Source organism: Capnocytophaga sp. oral taxon 336 str. F0502 (assembly GCF_000411575.1).
Classification (GTDB): domain Bacteria; phylum Bacteroidota; class Bacteroidia; order Flavobacteriales; family Flavobacteriaceae; genus Capnocytophaga; species Capnocytophaga ochracea.
In genome coordinates this window covers 678,065-692,439 of the sequence record NZ_KE150488.1, presented here as the reverse complement: position 1 = coordinate 692,439, position 14,375 = coordinate 678,065, and the positions used below count along the sequence as shown (strand labels likewise).

Genomic DNA, 14,375 nt, shown 5'->3' with positions numbered 1-14,375 from the left:
TAAGTGTTAGGAACATTTAGCTCTTTGATTTTCAATCTCTTTTCTCCTTTCACTCACATACTCTGTTACGAGCCCTCACTGGCTTTCCCTTTTATCTTTTACGTTTTGCTTCTACCAGCAATGGCGCTTTCTTGTCTTTCTCCGAAAGTTGTATCACCTCAGCTGGTAGTCGCCAATCAATACCTATGGTAGGGTCGTTCCAGCGCACACTACCCTCACTCTCGGGAGCGTAGTAATTGTCGCATTTGTATTGAAAAATAGCTTCTTCGCTCAGTACAACAAAACCGTGAGCAAAACCTCTCGGGATAAAAAACTGGCGCTTGTTTTCTTCGTTTAGTATCACAGACTCATACTGCCCAAAGGTAGGTGAGTCTTCTCGCAAATCCACTGCTACATCAAGAACTTCTCCTTTTACCACTCTCACCAATTTAGCCTGTGCAAAAGGTGGTTTCTGAAAGTGTAATCCGCGCAATACCCCATAGGTCGATTGCGATTCGTTGTCTTGTACAAATACAGTGGGGCTTACTAACTCATTAAATCGCTGTTGCGAGAACGATTCAAAAAAGTAACCTCTTCCGTCAAAAAACACCTGTGGCTCAATAATCACCACGCCTTCTATCTTAGTTCTGATTACTTTCATCGGTAGGATTTTGTTCTTCTTGTGCAGGTGCCACTTCTTCTGCTGGCTCTATAGGTTCTACTACTTTTGTGCGTTTACTCTTGCGTTTGGTAGCTTGCAAATGCGTGATACGTTCGTTTATCAAGTCTCCTGTGATGAAATCTATATTAGGCTCAGTATACGCTTTCTGATACGTTTTCAGTGCCTTTTTATCATCGCCCATCTTTTCGTAATATTCAGCTAAAAAGAAGTTGGGCATAGCAGTTTTTAAGTAGCCATTGCTCTCTACGTATTTTGCTAATTTCTTAAGCGATTCCCAGTCTTGCGACGAATTAATAGCTGTATAAGTAGCCATCACATCGTTTAGTATAGGCACTTTCTTTACGCCTAACTGTTTATAAATAGTGTTATATTTGTTCTCCAAATATTCATAAATCCCCGTTTCAAGAGTCTCCATTTGGGTCTTAAACTCCTTGCCTCCTATAGGTTTATAAATGTCAAAACACATATCAAGAGCCTGCGCTATCCCTTGCAATTTAGCAGCATTTACTGAGCTTCCTTTAAAATCAACAAAGTGATATTCTACCGATTCGTGCACAGGCGCTGAGCGCATCGCTCTTTCAAACTGAATTGCCTTGTCGTACACCACTTTGTTTTCCACATCGGCAGTAGCCATATAGTAAAATAAACGGTTAGGCACTCCCGCTGCCAAAGCGTGCGAAAACTCTTCTCCCATACGTGGAAGAGCCACTGGATTAAGGCTTACTATCATATTAAAAGTAGGTTTTTTCTCGGCAAGCATATAGTAATTAGCCAAAAAACCCGCCTCTTCCGAAGCAATAACCCCTTTTAGGTCAGCTATTGGGTATTTCCCTTGTATGTAAGGCACTAATTCTGCCGATACAAACTCAAAGAAACGAGCCGACTCATTAATAGGGCGACCCACCTCTTCTACCACCGTTACATCTTCTTGTTTGGGTTCATACACACCCACCACTATACACTTAGGCATTTCACCAAACTGTTCGTAATAACGCACCATCGAAACAACAGGCTCCATCAGCGTTTCGGCATTGAGCACTACTATCAGCGGATATGCCTGTCTATCCGTGTACTTTTCAGGCTTGTAGATACCTATCTTCTGTTTTCTATTGAGTCTCCCTGACGAAAAAGTCTCCGAAATAACCTGTGAAAACGCACTTTGTAAGGTTACCAAAGCGATAACGATTGTAAGAAATTTCTTCATTTTTTTATAGTATTTACTTGTTAAAGTCATTTTTGCATCACCACATTCCCCCTTTGAAGGAAGTCCGCAAAAGCGGAGTATGTGTAAAGGGGGATGTTTTTAAAACAATTACTATAACTCTATTTAATTCTTGATTTATAGTATTTACTTTATTTTAAACGCACAAATGAAACAAAAAAGCTCCATATAGCAAAATTTTAAGCATTTTTTAACGAAATTTTAACTTTATACCGATACCTGCGCTTTAATCGTAGGGTAAGGGTCATAGCCTTCTAAACGAAAATCGTCATAATCAAAGGCAAACAAATCCTTCACTGCCCGATTCAAGTGCATCGTAGGCAAAGGGCGTGGCGTCCTGCTGAGCTGTAAAGCTACCTGCTCACGATGATTGTTATAGATGTGTACATCACCAAAAGTATGCACAAAATCTCCTAATTGCAAATCGCATACTTGCGCAAGCATCATCGTGAGTAACGCATATGAAGCAATGTTAAAAGGCACCCCTAAAAACACATCGGCACTGCGTTGGTATAACTGACAAGACAATTTTCCATCGGCTACGTAAAACTGAAACAGTGCGTGACAAGGAGGCAATGCCGCTTTACCATTGGCTACGTTCTCCGCAAACGATTTTCCTGTATCAGGCAATACCGACGGATTCCAAGCCGAAACGATAATCCGTCGGCTTTCAGGATTTTGTTTAAGAGTCTCTACCACCGTTTTTATCTGGTCAATCGCCTCGCCATTCCAGTGGCGCCATTGCGCTCCATAAACAGGACCGAGGTCGCCGTTCTCATCTGCCCATTCGTTCCAAATGCGCACCCCGTGGTCAGTGAGATATTTAATATTAGTATCTCCTTTTAAAAACCAAAGTAATTCATAGATAACCGATTTTAAGTGTATCTTTTTAGTCGTTACCAGCGGAAAACCCTTATTGAGGTCAAAGCGCATTTGGTAACCAAATACACTGGTCGTTCCCGTGCCGGTACGGTCATCTTTAGAATAGCCATTATCGAGAATATGGCGCAAGAGGTCGTGATATGTTTGCATTTTTAGTTAAGTGTTAAACCTAAGAAGTTAAATCGGTGCAAAGATACAACAATAATAAAAAATACCAATACCCTAACCCCTCTCATTCTATCAACCCACTTATTTCCAATTTTTTATATACCTTACCTTTTCCTTATCTTTGTCTTATATATCACTGTGCTTCATCTTTCCACCCCCACACTCCCACTAAACTCCTCCAACAAATTTGCTAATTTCCTAATTTTCCAATTTGCTAATTCCCTTTTTTGTCATACTCCCCCCTAGTGCCTATGCCCTAAGACCTATCACCTATTCCTCTTTCTTTCGCCTCGAAACCCCGTTTTTACCATTTTTTGCATCGTCGTATCATATTATGAGTCAACTTTTTATATACCCTTTCTATACCAATCGTCCAAGATTCGTATAAGCTTCCTATAAGCTCTCTATAAGCTAACCCCACCCATCTAATACCCTTTTTCCATCAAAATTCCTCCATCCCCTCTTCCGAAAACCTCCGATATCTTCCGAATACTCCTAACAGTATCAGCACATCGCTTTTTCATCTCAAATTTTGTCAAAGTTAATAGCCTGTCGTGCTACGACTGCCTGTGCGGCTCGCACCTCATTTCCTCATTCCTAAATTCTCTAATTTTCTAATTCTCTCATTTTATAATTTTCTAATTCGCTAATTATAGCTATCTTTGCATTTTAATTACTCAAAAAACTATGGCAGATAAACACCATTACAAAGGTCTTACCGATGCGCAAGTCCTTGAAAGTCGCCAAAAATACGGCGAAAACTCCCTTTCATCAGTAGAAGGCGAACCGCTTTGGAAACAATTCTTAGAAAAGTTCACCGACCCCATTATCATCATTCTTCTCGTTGCCCTCGTCTTCTCTTTTGGAGTATCTACTTATGAGTATGTGGTGCATAATGAAGGTTTCGATGCTTTCTTAGAGCCCATAGGGATTCTCTTTGCTGTACTTTTGGCTACAGGTGTCGCTTTCTATTTTGAACATAAAGCCAATAAACAATTCGAAATTCTCAATCAGGTAAACGACGAGATTTACTATAAAGTCATTCGCAACGAACACATTACACAAGCGCTCAAAAAGGATATTGTAGTAGGCGATATCGTGATTTTGGAAACCGGAGAAGAAGTACCCGCTGATGGCGAGCTCCTCGAAGCCGTATCAATGCATATCAACGAGTCTACCCTTACCGGAGAACCTTTGGTACACAAAACCACCAATCCAGCTGATTTTGAGGCAGAAGCTACTTACCCTTCTAACTACGTTTGTCGCGGTACTTCGGTATCCGATGGTCACGGTATTTTTGAAGTGAAAAAGGTCGGCGATGCTACCGAATATGGCAAAGTGTTCGAAGGGGTTCAAATAGACAACACAGTGAAAACTCCCCTCAACGAACAGTTGGATAAACTCGCAGGAATGATTACCAAAATCAGTTACGCCATTGCAATATTGGTGATTGTAGGTCGCCTTATCCTATATTTTACGCTTCCTGCTCATAACATAAACCAAATCGATTGGATTGATTTTGGTCACTATCTTCTCAATACAGCGATGATTGCTATTACTGTGGTGGTAGTTGCGGTACCCGAAGGCTTACCGATGAGTGTTACCCTCAGTTTGGCTTACAGTATGCGCAGTATGATGGCTACCAATAACCTCGTGCGCAAGATGCACGCTTGTGAGACGATGGGTGCTACTACCGTGATTTGTACCGATAAAACGGGTACGCTCACCCAAAACCAAATGACTATCTACGAAACTTATTTCAATCGTTTTACAGATGAACAATTAGGTGAAAAACTCATCGCCGAATCGATGGCAGTGAACTCTACGGCTTACCTCGATTTTACTGATAAAGAAAAACCAAACGTGCTGGGGAATCCTACTGAAGGAGCACTCCTATTGTGGCTCTACGGCAAAGGAACCAACTACTTGCCCATACGCGAAGGGAGTGAAGTGCTTAACCAACTCACTTTTTCTACCGAACGCAAGTATATGGCTACTTTGGTGCAATCACCAGCGTTGGGCAAACCGGTATTGTACGTAAAAGGAGCACCCGAAATCGTAATGACTTTTTGCTACGAGGGTGGTAAATTCCTTTCCGATATTCCTCAAGCCGATTTCGAGGCAAAACTATTACAATACCAAAACCAAGCGATGCGCACTATTGGTTTTGCATATAAAGTAATCGACGACCCGAATACGGTAATATCCGAAAATGGTAAGTTAGTGATAAATGGCTTAAATTTTATAGGTATTACCGCTATTTCTGACCCCGTACGCCCTGATGTGCCTGCTTCTATTGAAGAATGTTTGCACGCAGGCATTCAGGTGAAGATTGTAACCGGTGATACACCAGGCACCGCTCGCGAAATCGCCCGCCAAATACATTTGTGGGACGATACTTGCACCGAGCGTAACCAAATCACCGGCGTAGAATTTGCCGCAATGAGCGATACCGAACTCTTAGACCGCATTACCGACCTACGTGTGATTTCACGCGCACGTCCGCTCGACAAAGCACGCCTCGTGAACCTATTGCAACAAAAAGGCGAAGTTGTAGCCGTAACCGGTGATGGTACCAACGATGCACCAGCCCTCAAAGCTGCCCAAGTAGGTCTTTCAATGGGCGACGGAACCTCAGTAGCCAAAGAAGCTTCTGATATCACTATCTTGGACAACTCGTTCAGTAGTATCGGTAAAGCCGTAATGTGGGGGCGTTCACTCTATTTAAACATTCAGCGTTTTATCCTCTTCCAGATGACTATCAATGTGGCAGCGTGTATCATCGTACTCATTGGGGCATTCTTAGGGGTAGAGTCACCGCTTACCGTAACCCAAATGCTCTGGGTGAACCTCATTATGGATACCTTTGCGGCATTAGCGTTAGCGTCCTTACCACCGAGCAATCACGTAATGAACGATAAACCTCGTGCCCGTGGTGCTAATATCATTACAAAGCCAATGACGAAAGGCATTTTTGGTGTAGGAGGATTCTTTGTAGTGTTGCTTTTTGGTTTCATTCAGTACTTTAAAAATGAGGAAATCACCAGTCTCACTCAATTTTCAATTACTGATTATTTCAGTCATTTCTTTCACTTCGGAACACCCAAAAACGGACTATCGGCTTATGAACTTTCCTTGTTCTTCTCGATATTCGTGTTCTTGCAATTCTGGAATATGTTCAATGCCAAAGCTTATCGTACCGGCAAGAGTACTTTTTATAATATAGGCAAGAGCCAAGGTTTTATACTTATTGCTACAGTGATTGTCATCGGTCAAGTGTTTATCACTACTTTTGGTGGACAGATGTTCAACGTAACCCCACTCAAGCTCACCGATTGGACAATCATCATTGGCGCTACCAGCCTCGTACTCTGGACAGGAGAAATTCTCAGAGCCATAAAAACAGAAAAGTAATAGTTACATACTTAGCCAAAGTTTGAAACTTTGGCTAAGTTGAAAAATCTTAAAAAACACAATACCTAATTATTTAGATATTGTGTTTTTTTGTATTAAAACTTTGCTGATTTGCTAATTTTCTCCTATCTTTGCCCCAGTATTAACTTAAATAAATAAAATGAAAAAAACATTTTACAGCCTTATTGCTATTGCAGTAACATTAGTAACTTTTACTGCTTGCTCTTCTGATGGAGGAGGTAATTTTCCAAAACCTAAAAAATACAACCTCCCTGAAAAAGCGACAACTATTGTTCCCGAAGAGGTACTCGACCAAATAAAAGCTCAAAATTTTCCTATTAATGAAGGGACGAATCCACCTGTACTAAATGGTACTTTTGTTGCTAATCCTTGGAAACTGCTCTATACTTCTCATATCAATAGTTGGAAAGTGGGCAAAGAGCTCTATAACTACAAGTTTACCTTTTACAACCAGCAAGGGGTAAATCTAAAGTTAGATTATAGCTACCAAGGAGAAAATACCGATGTAGGTAAAGGAGTAGCCACTATCATTTCGGGTAATGGTAATAAGTTTAGTATTTTCTCTAAAAGTGAAGGTATAGAAAGTGATGTAAAATATACTTTGCTTTCGGTATTTTCAGGAGAACTTACCGCTAATGGTATCAAAGACTTAAAAAGGGTACTATATGTACAAAGTAAAGAAAACGACCCTAATAACAAACTGATTCCCGTAGGAGGTATGCGTATTTGGTATGATAGTGATGCTATTTCTCCAAAAGAATAATCATTAAAACATTAACAATATGACTTTTTTTAAAACTCTCTTAGCCACTATCCTCGGATTCTTTATCTCTATGGGGATATGTTTTATTCTTTTCCTCATCTTCATCTCTGTGATGATAAGCTCAGTGGTAGGTGGTGCCAAAGGTGAAGAAGTGAGTGTGAAGGACAACTCTGTACTCGAACTCTCTTTTGAAGAACCATTAGTAGACTACGGCGAACGCATAACCTTTAAGGATTTCGACTATACCTCTGAATCCTATAACGGACTTAATGCAACTCTCAAAGCTATTGAGAACGCCAAAACCGACAAGCGTATCAAAGGTATTTACCTCAAAAGTACGGGTAACATCGGCGGATTAGCTTTCGCTCAAGAACTTCGTAAAGCTTTGGAGGATTTTAAGACTTCTGGCAAATTCGTCTTAGCTTATAGCGATGAAATTTCTCAACTCGATTACTATCTCCAAACCGTAGCAGATAAGGTGTATATTAGTCAGCTCGGAAGTGTTGCTCTCCGAGGTCTCTCTTCTGAAGTCCTTTTCTTCAAAGGGCTCCAAGAAAAAAGCGGTGTACAAATGGAAGTGATTCGCCACGGTAAATACAAAAGCGCTGTAGAACCTTTCTTAGACAATAAGATGAGCGATAACAACCGCAAGCAACTCACCGAATTACTCTCTGCTATGTGGAACGTCATCGTTACCGATATCGCTAAAAGTCGTAATATTCCCGTAGAAAAACTCAATGAAATAGCTACCAATGTAGGCGGACGTACTGCCCAGCTAGCTAAAAACAACGGACTCATAGACGGCATTCTTTTCCGTGATGAATTCGAACAAATCATCTGTGATAAAACTGGTAGTAAAAGTATCGATAAAGTTGATTTTATCAATATTGAAGACTATGCCGAAGCCGTAGTAGGCAAAGCAGCGGGCAAGCACTCCAAAAATAAAATAGCCGTTATCTATGCCGATGGTGAGATTATGCAAGGCGAAGGACGTGCCGAAATCGTAGGTAATGAAACCATTATCCGTGCCTTGCGCAAAGCCTCTGATAATAAAGATATAAAAGCTATTGTGCTTCGTATCAATTCCCCTGGTGGCGATGCCTTAGCCTCTGAATTGATGCACCGAGAAATCGAAGTTACTAAAAAGAAGAAAAAGGTATATGTCTCTATGGGCAACTATGCCGCTTCAGGAGGCTATTATATTGCGTGCAATGCTAACCGTATTTTTGCAGAAGCAGGTACTATCACCGGTTCTATTGGGGTGTTTGGGGTAATTCCCAATGTAAATGCTTTAGCTACCAACTGGGGTATAAATGCCGAAACCGTAAGCACTCACCCCAACGCTCAGTTTTATAGTGTATTCCAAAAACCTACTGAACAATTTAAAAAAGAAATGACCGAATCTATTGAGCAAGTATATACTGTATTTTTAGACCGTGTAGCCAAAGGGCGTGGTAAAACTGTTGCCCAAATAGACTCCATTGCACAAGGAAGAGTATGGAGTGGTAAAGAAGCTCTTGCTAATGGTTTGGTAGACGAAATCGGCTCGCTAAACGATGCTATCGCCTACGCTGCTAAAGACAACGGACTTAAAGAATATCGCACTGTTTCTTACCCTACTTTCGAAATGGACTTTAAAGCAATGTTCCGTCGTTTTGGAGCGAATCTGAGAGGCGAGAACTTGCGCAATGAGATGGGTGTAGAAGCTTATGAAGTCTATCAGCAGGTGAAACATATCGCTCAGCAACGTGGAGTGCAAGCCCATTTAGAATACGACGTGAAACTGAAATAGTTATAAAAATTAACACAATATTAACACCTAAAAACTTGTTTAGTTCATTTTAAAGAAGTACATTTGTACAGTGAAATTCTAAATAGATGAAGTTATGAAACGAGCTATGTTTGAATATACCACAATGATTTTATCGAAAGTGAGTTTCGACCCTAACCTATTTTGTAAGGAACTTAAAAAAGCTATTGACAGGTTATTACCTTATGAAATAGAAGAATTGAAAGTTTGGTTAGATGACTACACCAAAAATAAGCCCGAGCTGATGCAGTGTATGGTGCTTATGGATAAATGATAACAAAAGCTGCCTACTCTCGTAGGCAGCTTTTTCTTACTTCTTATCTCTTACCTAAAAATGAACATCACCAGTACTCAAAACCCCCTAATAAAGAAAATAGTTCTCCTCAGCGAGAAATCACGCGAGCGTAAAAAAGAAGGAATATGTGTAGTAGAAGGTGCCCGCGAGATACGCTTAGCCCTTGAAGGAGGCTACACTCTCGAAACACTGCTATATCAGCCTGAGATTTTTGCAGAAGAACACTTGCTAAAACTCCTTAGCTATACAACTCAAGAAGTAAATCCTATCGCTATTAGCAAAGAAGTATATCAAAAGATTAGTTATCGCAGTTCTACTGAGGGGGTTATTGCCTTAATACAGACTAAAAAGCACAGCTTAAATACGCTAGCTTTCGCAACCGATTCTCCTTTGTTATTGGTAGCTGAAGCTCCTGAAAAACCAGGTAATATAGGGGCTCTCCTTCGCACTGCTGATGCTGCTGATATAGACGCTGTGATTATCGCCAATCCTAAAACTGACCTCTACAACCCTAATATTATACGTTCGAGCGTGGGTTGTGTGTTTACTGTTCCTATCGCAATGGGTAGTACTACTGAAGTGATTGATTTTCTCAAAGCCAAAGGTATCAATAGCTATTGTGCTGCTCTTACAGCCTCTAAACCTTACTACGAAGTATCGTTTAAGGAAGCCAGTGCTATCGTAGTAGGCACGGAAGACCAAGGTCTTACAGAGGAATGGCTTACTCATAGCACTCAGAACATCATTATCCCAATGGAAGGCGTAATCGACTCTATGAATGTATCAGTTGCTGCTGCGGTGCTTATTTTTGAAGCGAAAAGACAAAGGGTAAAACTTAATTAATAAAATATTTATAGAGAATAAAGAGCTCCACTTAGCAAGGCTAAGTGGAGCTCTTTATTATTATTTGTGTTCGTGTAGTCCGCATTCTTTTTTACTATTGCTTTCCCACCACCAACGACCTGCGCGAAAATCTTCACCCTCTTTGATAGCACGAGTACAAGGGGCACAGCCTATGCTTACAAAACCTTTGTCGTGTAGCACATTATAAGGAATGTTATGTGCCTTGATAAAGGCTTTGGTATCTTCAAACGTCCAATGGAGGATAGGATTGTATTTAAAGAGCTGGTAAGTATCGTCCCATTCGAGTATAGGGAGGTCTTTACGAGCATTACTTTGGTCGGCACGCAAACCTGTTACCCATACTTTCTTACCTTTTAGCGCTCGGCTAAGGGGTTCTACTTTGCGTATATGACAGCACTCTTTACGCATTTCTACTGAGCGATAAAAAGACAAAGGACCATTTTTGTGTACATATTCTTCTATATCGTGTGTTTTGGGATAATAAGGCAAAATATGTGTATTGTAGCGCTGTTCAGTGCTTTCCCAAACGGAGTAAGTTTCGTTGAACAAACGACCGGTATCTAAAGTGAAAATACTGATGGGAATTTGGTTTGCGAGAATGAGGTGAGTAATAGCTTGGTCTTCTAACCCAAAGCTGGTTGAAAAAACTATCTCATTAGGAAATTGTTCAGCTAAAAAAGCGAGACCTTCTACTTCTGTTTTTTCTAAGAGAGCGTTATGTAATGTTGTTAATCGTTCTTTCATAGTGTTATTTATTGTCAGCAAAAGTGAGGTAAGGCATAATTTCTTTTATAGGTACTTTCACTTCAAAAGGCGTATCTACATAAGGAGCTATCTCAAAAGGTTCATAGAACAAAATGAGAGCATCGGCTGCTACACCCATTTGGTTAGGAAGACGAAAGGTTCCATCTTCAAAATCAAACTTCTTATCATCTAAAGGAGTGATGGTGGCGTTTTGTTGTGCTTTCTCAAAATAACGTTTGGCTATTTGGGTTACTTTTTCTTCATCGGTAAAGAGGTTTTCATTGGTAATTACTTCGCCATTATCTAATGCAAAGTGAGTAAAAACTTTGGTTTGTATAGGTTGTGCTTCACCGGTAAAAGCATAACGGTTGGACACTAAAGAAAGCATCTTGCTATTTTGCCACATAATGCTATCAGTAGCGATAAACTCGAAAGCAGGGAGCTCAGGGAAATGTTCGTGAAGCTTATAGTAATCTTTTGTAAGGCTATCTAAAGCTTTTTCTATACTGATACCTTCCACTTGTAGAGAGTCGTCGTTGGAAAGGAGAAAATTGGAGAGTTGTAGTTCTATTTCTTGATTGAAATTCTTAGCAAACTCGCTATTACCGTTGCAATATAGATAGTTTAGGCTTACAGAGAAACAGTTATCTTCGCAATTCTCATCGCTACGTTCTATAGTTTTCTCTTCAAAGCTGATTTTTTGAGTACGAGTATAGTGACGGTAAATGCAGTAACCGCAGTAACCGATTATTATAATGAATATAAGACCTAAAATAAGGCTTAATTTTTTTATATTGTTTTTTTTCATCTTTTTAAAACCTTTGTCTGTAAAATTTCAACTTTACCAAAGTTTGCGACGCAATTAATTATTTACAATTAATCACTAACCATTGACATAGATATTTCGGCATACCATTGCTGATAGGTTGATTTGTTTGTCGTTTACCAGTAGAGTCATAGAGTCGTCGAAGGGTTCTTTGCTGAGTACTTCTATTTCGTCGCCAAGAGCTATATTCATTTTGTTGAGGTAAACGAGAAATTCCTTAGAGGTGTTCTTTACCGCTGCACATATACCTTTATCGCCTTGTTTGAGCTCGCTTAATAGGGTTTGAATAGTGGTGGTAAAAACGCCTTCTTTGTTAGGAATCGGGTCGCCGTGGGGGTCTTTTTTAGGAAAATCGAGGAAAGCATCGAGGCGCTCTATAAGTTTTTCTGACTGTATATGTTCTAACTCTTCGGCTATTTCGTGCACTTCGTCCCAAGAGAAATTGAGTTTTTCGACTAAGAATACTTCCCAAAGACGATGTTTGCGAATGATAGCAATAGCTTTTTGCGTACCTTTTTTAGTGAGTGTTACTCCTTGATATTTCACATAGTTGATGAGCCCCTTATCGGCTAACCTTTTAAGCATATCGGTTACTGATGAAGCTTTGGTGTTCATCACTTCGGCAATAGCATTGGTATTCACCTCTTCTTTCTTTTCGTTATAAAGGTGAAAGATAGCTTTCAAGTGGTTTTCTTCAGATAAGGTCATTTTGCTTTGTTTTTAAGAGAAAAACCGCCTTTTACAGCGGTTCTATTACTAAATGCATCAGCTATTTTCTAATTCAGTAAAGAGAGCTTTTAGCTCGGTAGCGTCGTGCGGACTGAGTTTACCTGCAAGCACAAGACTCAGTTGGCGACGTTGTAGGGCACCGTCGTAACGTTCTTTTTCGAGTTGGGTTTCTGGCTCTATCTCAGGTACTTTTACGGGGCGACCATTTTCGTCTACCGCTACGAAAGAGTAAATCGCCTCGGTAGCTTTGGTACGTTCGCCATAGATATTTTCCATCCACACATCGATATATACTTCCATAGAAGTAGAGAAAGCGCGAGAGATGGCGGCTTCGACCGTTACGATGCTTCCTATGCGTATGCTGTGAGTAAAAGCCACGTGGTTTACTGATACGGTAACGGTTAAACGTCCAGAGTGGCGTTGTGAGGCAATACTAGCAGCTCTATCCATACGGGCGAGGAGTTCACCCCCAAACAGAGCGTTGAGGTGATTGGTTTCGCCTGGGAGTACGAGGTCGGTGAGTATAGTACGTGAGTCAGAAGGTTTTTTCTTGAGTTTCATCATTATTTTAGGGTTGAGTTAGTATCCAGCCACCGTCGAGTTTTTTCTCTTCTTTAGAGTTTTGCACTTCTTTTTGTTGTAGTTTAGCTTCGTCCATAGAATCGAAACCGCCATAACTTACTTGGTACAAACCTCTGGCATTCATTCCTAATACGAAAGCGTTTTTATACCCTAACTTTTGGAGTTGTTTCACTCGGGTTTCTGCGTTTTTCTCGTCTTTAAAAGCCCCTGCAATCACTTGGTATTTTTTAGTTGCCATTGCCGAATTTGTACGTACAGGGGTAGAGGCTACACCTGAGGTATTGGTTTGAGCGGGCTTAGGTGTTGTAGTGGTTTGTGCAGGTTTGGGCGCAGTGCTAGTTTGCGCTGGCTTAGGCGTAGCAGTAGCTTGTACAGGCGTGTTAGCGGGCTTGGTTGTCGCTACCGTAGTGGCAGCTTGATTAGTGGACTGAGTAGGTTTTTGTTCAGGCTTTACTTGCTCAGGTTTTACTTGTTCGGGTTTTTTAGCCTTTACTTTTTCTACTTGCAAAGGAATAGCAGGTATAGTAATAGGTGGGGTGAACACGGCTGCTTCGCTGAGTTTTTGGTTAAGACGCTCTTGTACTAAGCTGTCAGTAATTGCAAACTGTTGTTCGTTATTGCCATCGTTTACTACTCTTTCGCCGAAGAGCAGATAAGCTCCATAAGCCAAAAAGGCTAAGCCTACTGAGGCTACTGCTGTATATTTTACATACGGCATTATTTTAGCAGGTTTCTTTTCCTTAGCTGGCGGTGGGGTAGTACCTCTGTGGGTTTTAGGAGTATTGGTTACCACAGGAGCTGTAACTTGGCTCACAGGACTTTCAGTAGGAGTTACTACGGCATCTTCTTCTTCTGGAGGAAGGTTAGGAATGCCGGTATCGGTACTTGAATGGTCGAGTGTAGGACGGATTTGATTTTCTTCTATTTTCAAATCGGAGGCGGTTACTTCGTGAGGTACGAAAGGCGCCATACCGAAAGAATCGGTAAGGAAATTCACGTCGTCAGCAGGTTCGAAAGAGATACGACCTTCGCCGACTAACCTAAGAGTCCCGATTTTTTCGAGATTTAAGGTTTGGTCTTGTTTTAAGATGCGTTTCCACCCTTCGACAGCTAAGTTTACGTAATCTTCTACCAAGTTATATTCGATGCCTGTTTGTTCGGATATATACTTGATGAGCAAACCGTCGTTAGAAGTGAGGCTTGCGTTGAAACTGAGCTCTCGTTTAGGAGGGTCGAACGTTTTATCTTCAGCCATTTGGGCTGATTTTCTATTAGATATAAATGCTCCGAACTTAGGGATAATCACGCATTGGTGTTTGTAGAGCAATTCTTCGATGTATACATTTAGGTCTTTCATAATTCCGATATTTTAAGTTATTAAAATGATGGATTTG

At 40.7% G+C, this 14,375-nt stretch carries 13 protein-coding genes; 5 read left to right on the top strand and 8 right to left on the bottom strand.

The window, feature by feature from the left end:
- Window positions 1-91: 91 nt before the first annotated feature.
- The 3 genes from rfbC to HMPREF1528_RS03080 all read right to left on the bottom strand — a co-directional run bounded on the left by rfbC (window position 92) and on the right by HMPREF1528_RS03080 (window position 2,915).
- Complete coding sequence (gene rfbC, locus HMPREF1528_RS03090; RefSeq protein WP_016478582.1) at window positions 92-640, bottom strand: dTDP-4-dehydrorhamnose 3,5-epimerase; 549 nt, start codon at window positions 638-640, stop codon at window positions 92-94.
- Complete coding sequence (locus tag HMPREF1528_RS03085) at window positions 621-1,865, bottom strand: alpha/beta hydrolase-fold protein (RefSeq protein ID WP_009420422.1); 1,245 nt, start codon at window positions 1,863-1,865, stop codon at window positions 621-623. Before HMPREF1528_RS03085 ends, rfbC begins: the two co-directional genes overlap by 20 nt.
- A 225-nt stretch (window positions 1,866-2,090) precedes the next feature.
- Window positions 2,091-2,915, bottom strand: coding sequence for a thymidylate synthase (locus HMPREF1528_RS03080; RefSeq protein WP_009410566.1), 825 nt, complete (start codon window positions 2,913-2,915; stop codon window positions 2,091-2,093).
- Between the two features lie 705 nt (window positions 2,916-3,620).
- Between HMPREF1528_RS03080 and HMPREF1528_RS03075 the strand changes: the two genes are divergently transcribed.
- From HMPREF1528_RS03075 to HMPREF1528_RS03055, 5 genes are all read left to right on the top strand, one after another.
- The gene (locus HMPREF1528_RS03075) at window positions 3,621-6,347 is read left to right on the top strand and encodes a calcium-translocating P-type ATPase, PMCA-type (protein WP_016478581.1); all 2,727 of its coding nucleotides are present in this window, start codon (window positions 3,621-3,623) and stop codon (window positions 6,345-6,347) included.
- Between the two features lie 160 nt (window positions 6,348-6,507).
- Window positions 6,508-7,131: a hypothetical protein gene (locus HMPREF1528_RS03070; RefSeq protein ID WP_016478580.1), complete on the top strand. Its 624-nt coding sequence runs from the start codon at window positions 6,508-6,510 to the stop codon at window positions 7,129-7,131.
- 19 nt (window positions 7,132-7,150) lie between these two features.
- A complete protein-coding gene (sppA, locus tag HMPREF1528_RS03065) occupies window positions 7,151-8,923 on the top strand; it encodes a signal peptide peptidase SppA (RefSeq protein WP_009410563.1) in 1,773 nt (590 codons plus the stop codon).
- 94 nt (window positions 8,924-9,017) lie between these two features.
- Window positions 9,018-9,215: a hypothetical protein gene (locus HMPREF1528_RS03060; RefSeq protein ID WP_009410562.1), complete on the top strand. Its 198-nt coding sequence runs from the start codon at window positions 9,018-9,020 to the stop codon at window positions 9,213-9,215.
- A gap of 60 nt (window positions 9,216-9,275) precedes the next feature.
- Entirely contained in the window at window positions 9,276-10,079 is an 804-nt protein-coding gene (locus HMPREF1528_RS03055) for a TrmH family RNA methyltransferase (RefSeq protein ID WP_016478579.1), read from the top strand.
- A 60-nt stretch (window positions 10,080-10,139) separates the two neighbouring features.
- Here the strand turns inward: HMPREF1528_RS03055 and HMPREF1528_RS03050 are convergent, their stop codons facing one another.
- The 5 genes from HMPREF1528_RS03050 to HMPREF1528_RS03030 all read right to left on the bottom strand — a co-directional run bounded on the left by HMPREF1528_RS03050 (window position 10,140) and on the right by HMPREF1528_RS03030 (window position 14,338).
- Window positions 10,140-10,844, bottom strand: coding sequence for a phosphoadenylyl-sulfate reductase (locus HMPREF1528_RS03050; RefSeq protein WP_016478578.1), 705 nt, complete (start codon window positions 10,842-10,844; stop codon window positions 10,140-10,142).
- Window positions 10,845-10,848: 4 nt separating this feature from the next.
- Entirely contained in the window at window positions 10,849-11,652 is an 804-nt protein-coding gene (locus HMPREF1528_RS03045; protein ID WP_009410559.1) for a DUF3298 and DUF4163 domain-containing protein, read from the bottom strand.
- 75 nt (window positions 11,653-11,727) lie between these two features.
- Complete coding sequence (locus tag HMPREF1528_RS03040; protein ID WP_009420442.1) at window positions 11,728-12,378, bottom strand: metal-dependent transcriptional regulator; 651 nt, start codon at window positions 12,376-12,378, stop codon at window positions 11,728-11,730.
- A gap of 57 nt (window positions 12,379-12,435) precedes the next feature.
- The gene (locus HMPREF1528_RS03035; RefSeq protein ID WP_015782391.1) at window positions 12,436-12,963 is read right to left on the bottom strand and encodes an acyl-CoA thioesterase; all 528 of its coding nucleotides are present in this window, start codon (window positions 12,961-12,963) and stop codon (window positions 12,436-12,438) included.
- A 4-nt stretch (window positions 12,964-12,967) separates the two neighbouring features.
- Window positions 12,968-14,338, bottom strand: a complete 1,371-nt coding sequence (locus HMPREF1528_RS03030) for an SPOR domain-containing protein (protein ID WP_016478577.1) — start codon at window positions 14,336-14,338, stop codon at window positions 12,968-12,970.
- Window positions 14,339-14,375 lie beyond the last annotated feature (37 nt).

Excerpts from the sequence above, each read along its gene's own strand:
- rfbC (WP_016478582.1), bottom strand. The coding sequence starts at position 640 with ATGAAAGTAATCAGAACTAAGATAGAAGGCGTGGTGATTATTGAGCCA.
- HMPREF1528_RS03085 (WP_009420422.1), bottom strand. The coding sequence starts at position 1,865 with ATGAAGAAATTTCTTACAATCGTTATCGCTTTGGTAACCTTACAAAGT.
- HMPREF1528_RS03080 (WP_009410566.1), bottom strand. The coding sequence starts at position 2,915 with ATGCAAACATATCACGACCTCTTGCGCCATATTCTCGATAATGGCTAT.
- HMPREF1528_RS03075 (WP_016478581.1), top strand. The coding sequence starts at position 3,621 with ATGGCAGATAAACACCATTACAAAGGTCTTACCGATGCGCAAGTCCTT.
- HMPREF1528_RS03070 (WP_016478580.1), top strand. The coding sequence starts at position 6,508 with ATGAAAAAAACATTTTACAGCCTTATTGCTATTGCAGTAACATTAGTA.
- sppA (WP_009410563.1), top strand. The coding sequence starts at position 7,151 with ATGACTTTTTTTAAAACTCTCTTAGCCACTATCCTCGGATTCTTTATC.
- HMPREF1528_RS03060 (WP_009410562.1), top strand. The coding sequence starts at position 9,018 with ATGAAACGAGCTATGTTTGAATATACCACAATGATTTTATCGAAAGTG.
- HMPREF1528_RS03055 (WP_016478579.1), top strand. The coding sequence starts at position 9,276 with ATGAACATCACCAGTACTCAAAACCCCCTAATAAAGAAAATAGTTCTC.
- HMPREF1528_RS03050 (WP_016478578.1), bottom strand. The coding sequence starts at position 10,844 with ATGAAAGAACGATTAACAACATTACATAACGCTCTCTTAGAAAAAACA.
- HMPREF1528_RS03045 (WP_009410559.1), bottom strand. The coding sequence starts at position 11,652 with ATGAAAAAAAACAATATAAAAAAATTAAGCCTTATTTTAGGTCTTATA.
- HMPREF1528_RS03040 (WP_009420442.1), bottom strand. The coding sequence starts at position 12,378 with ATGACCTTATCTGAAGAAAACCACTTGAAAGCTATCTTTCACCTTTAT.
- HMPREF1528_RS03035 (WP_015782391.1), bottom strand. The coding sequence starts at position 12,963 with ATGATGAAACTCAAGAAAAAACCTTCTGACTCACGTACTATACTCACC.
- HMPREF1528_RS03030 (WP_016478577.1), bottom strand. The coding sequence starts at position 14,338 with ATGAAAGACCTAAATGTATACATCGAAGAATTGCTCTACAAACACCAA.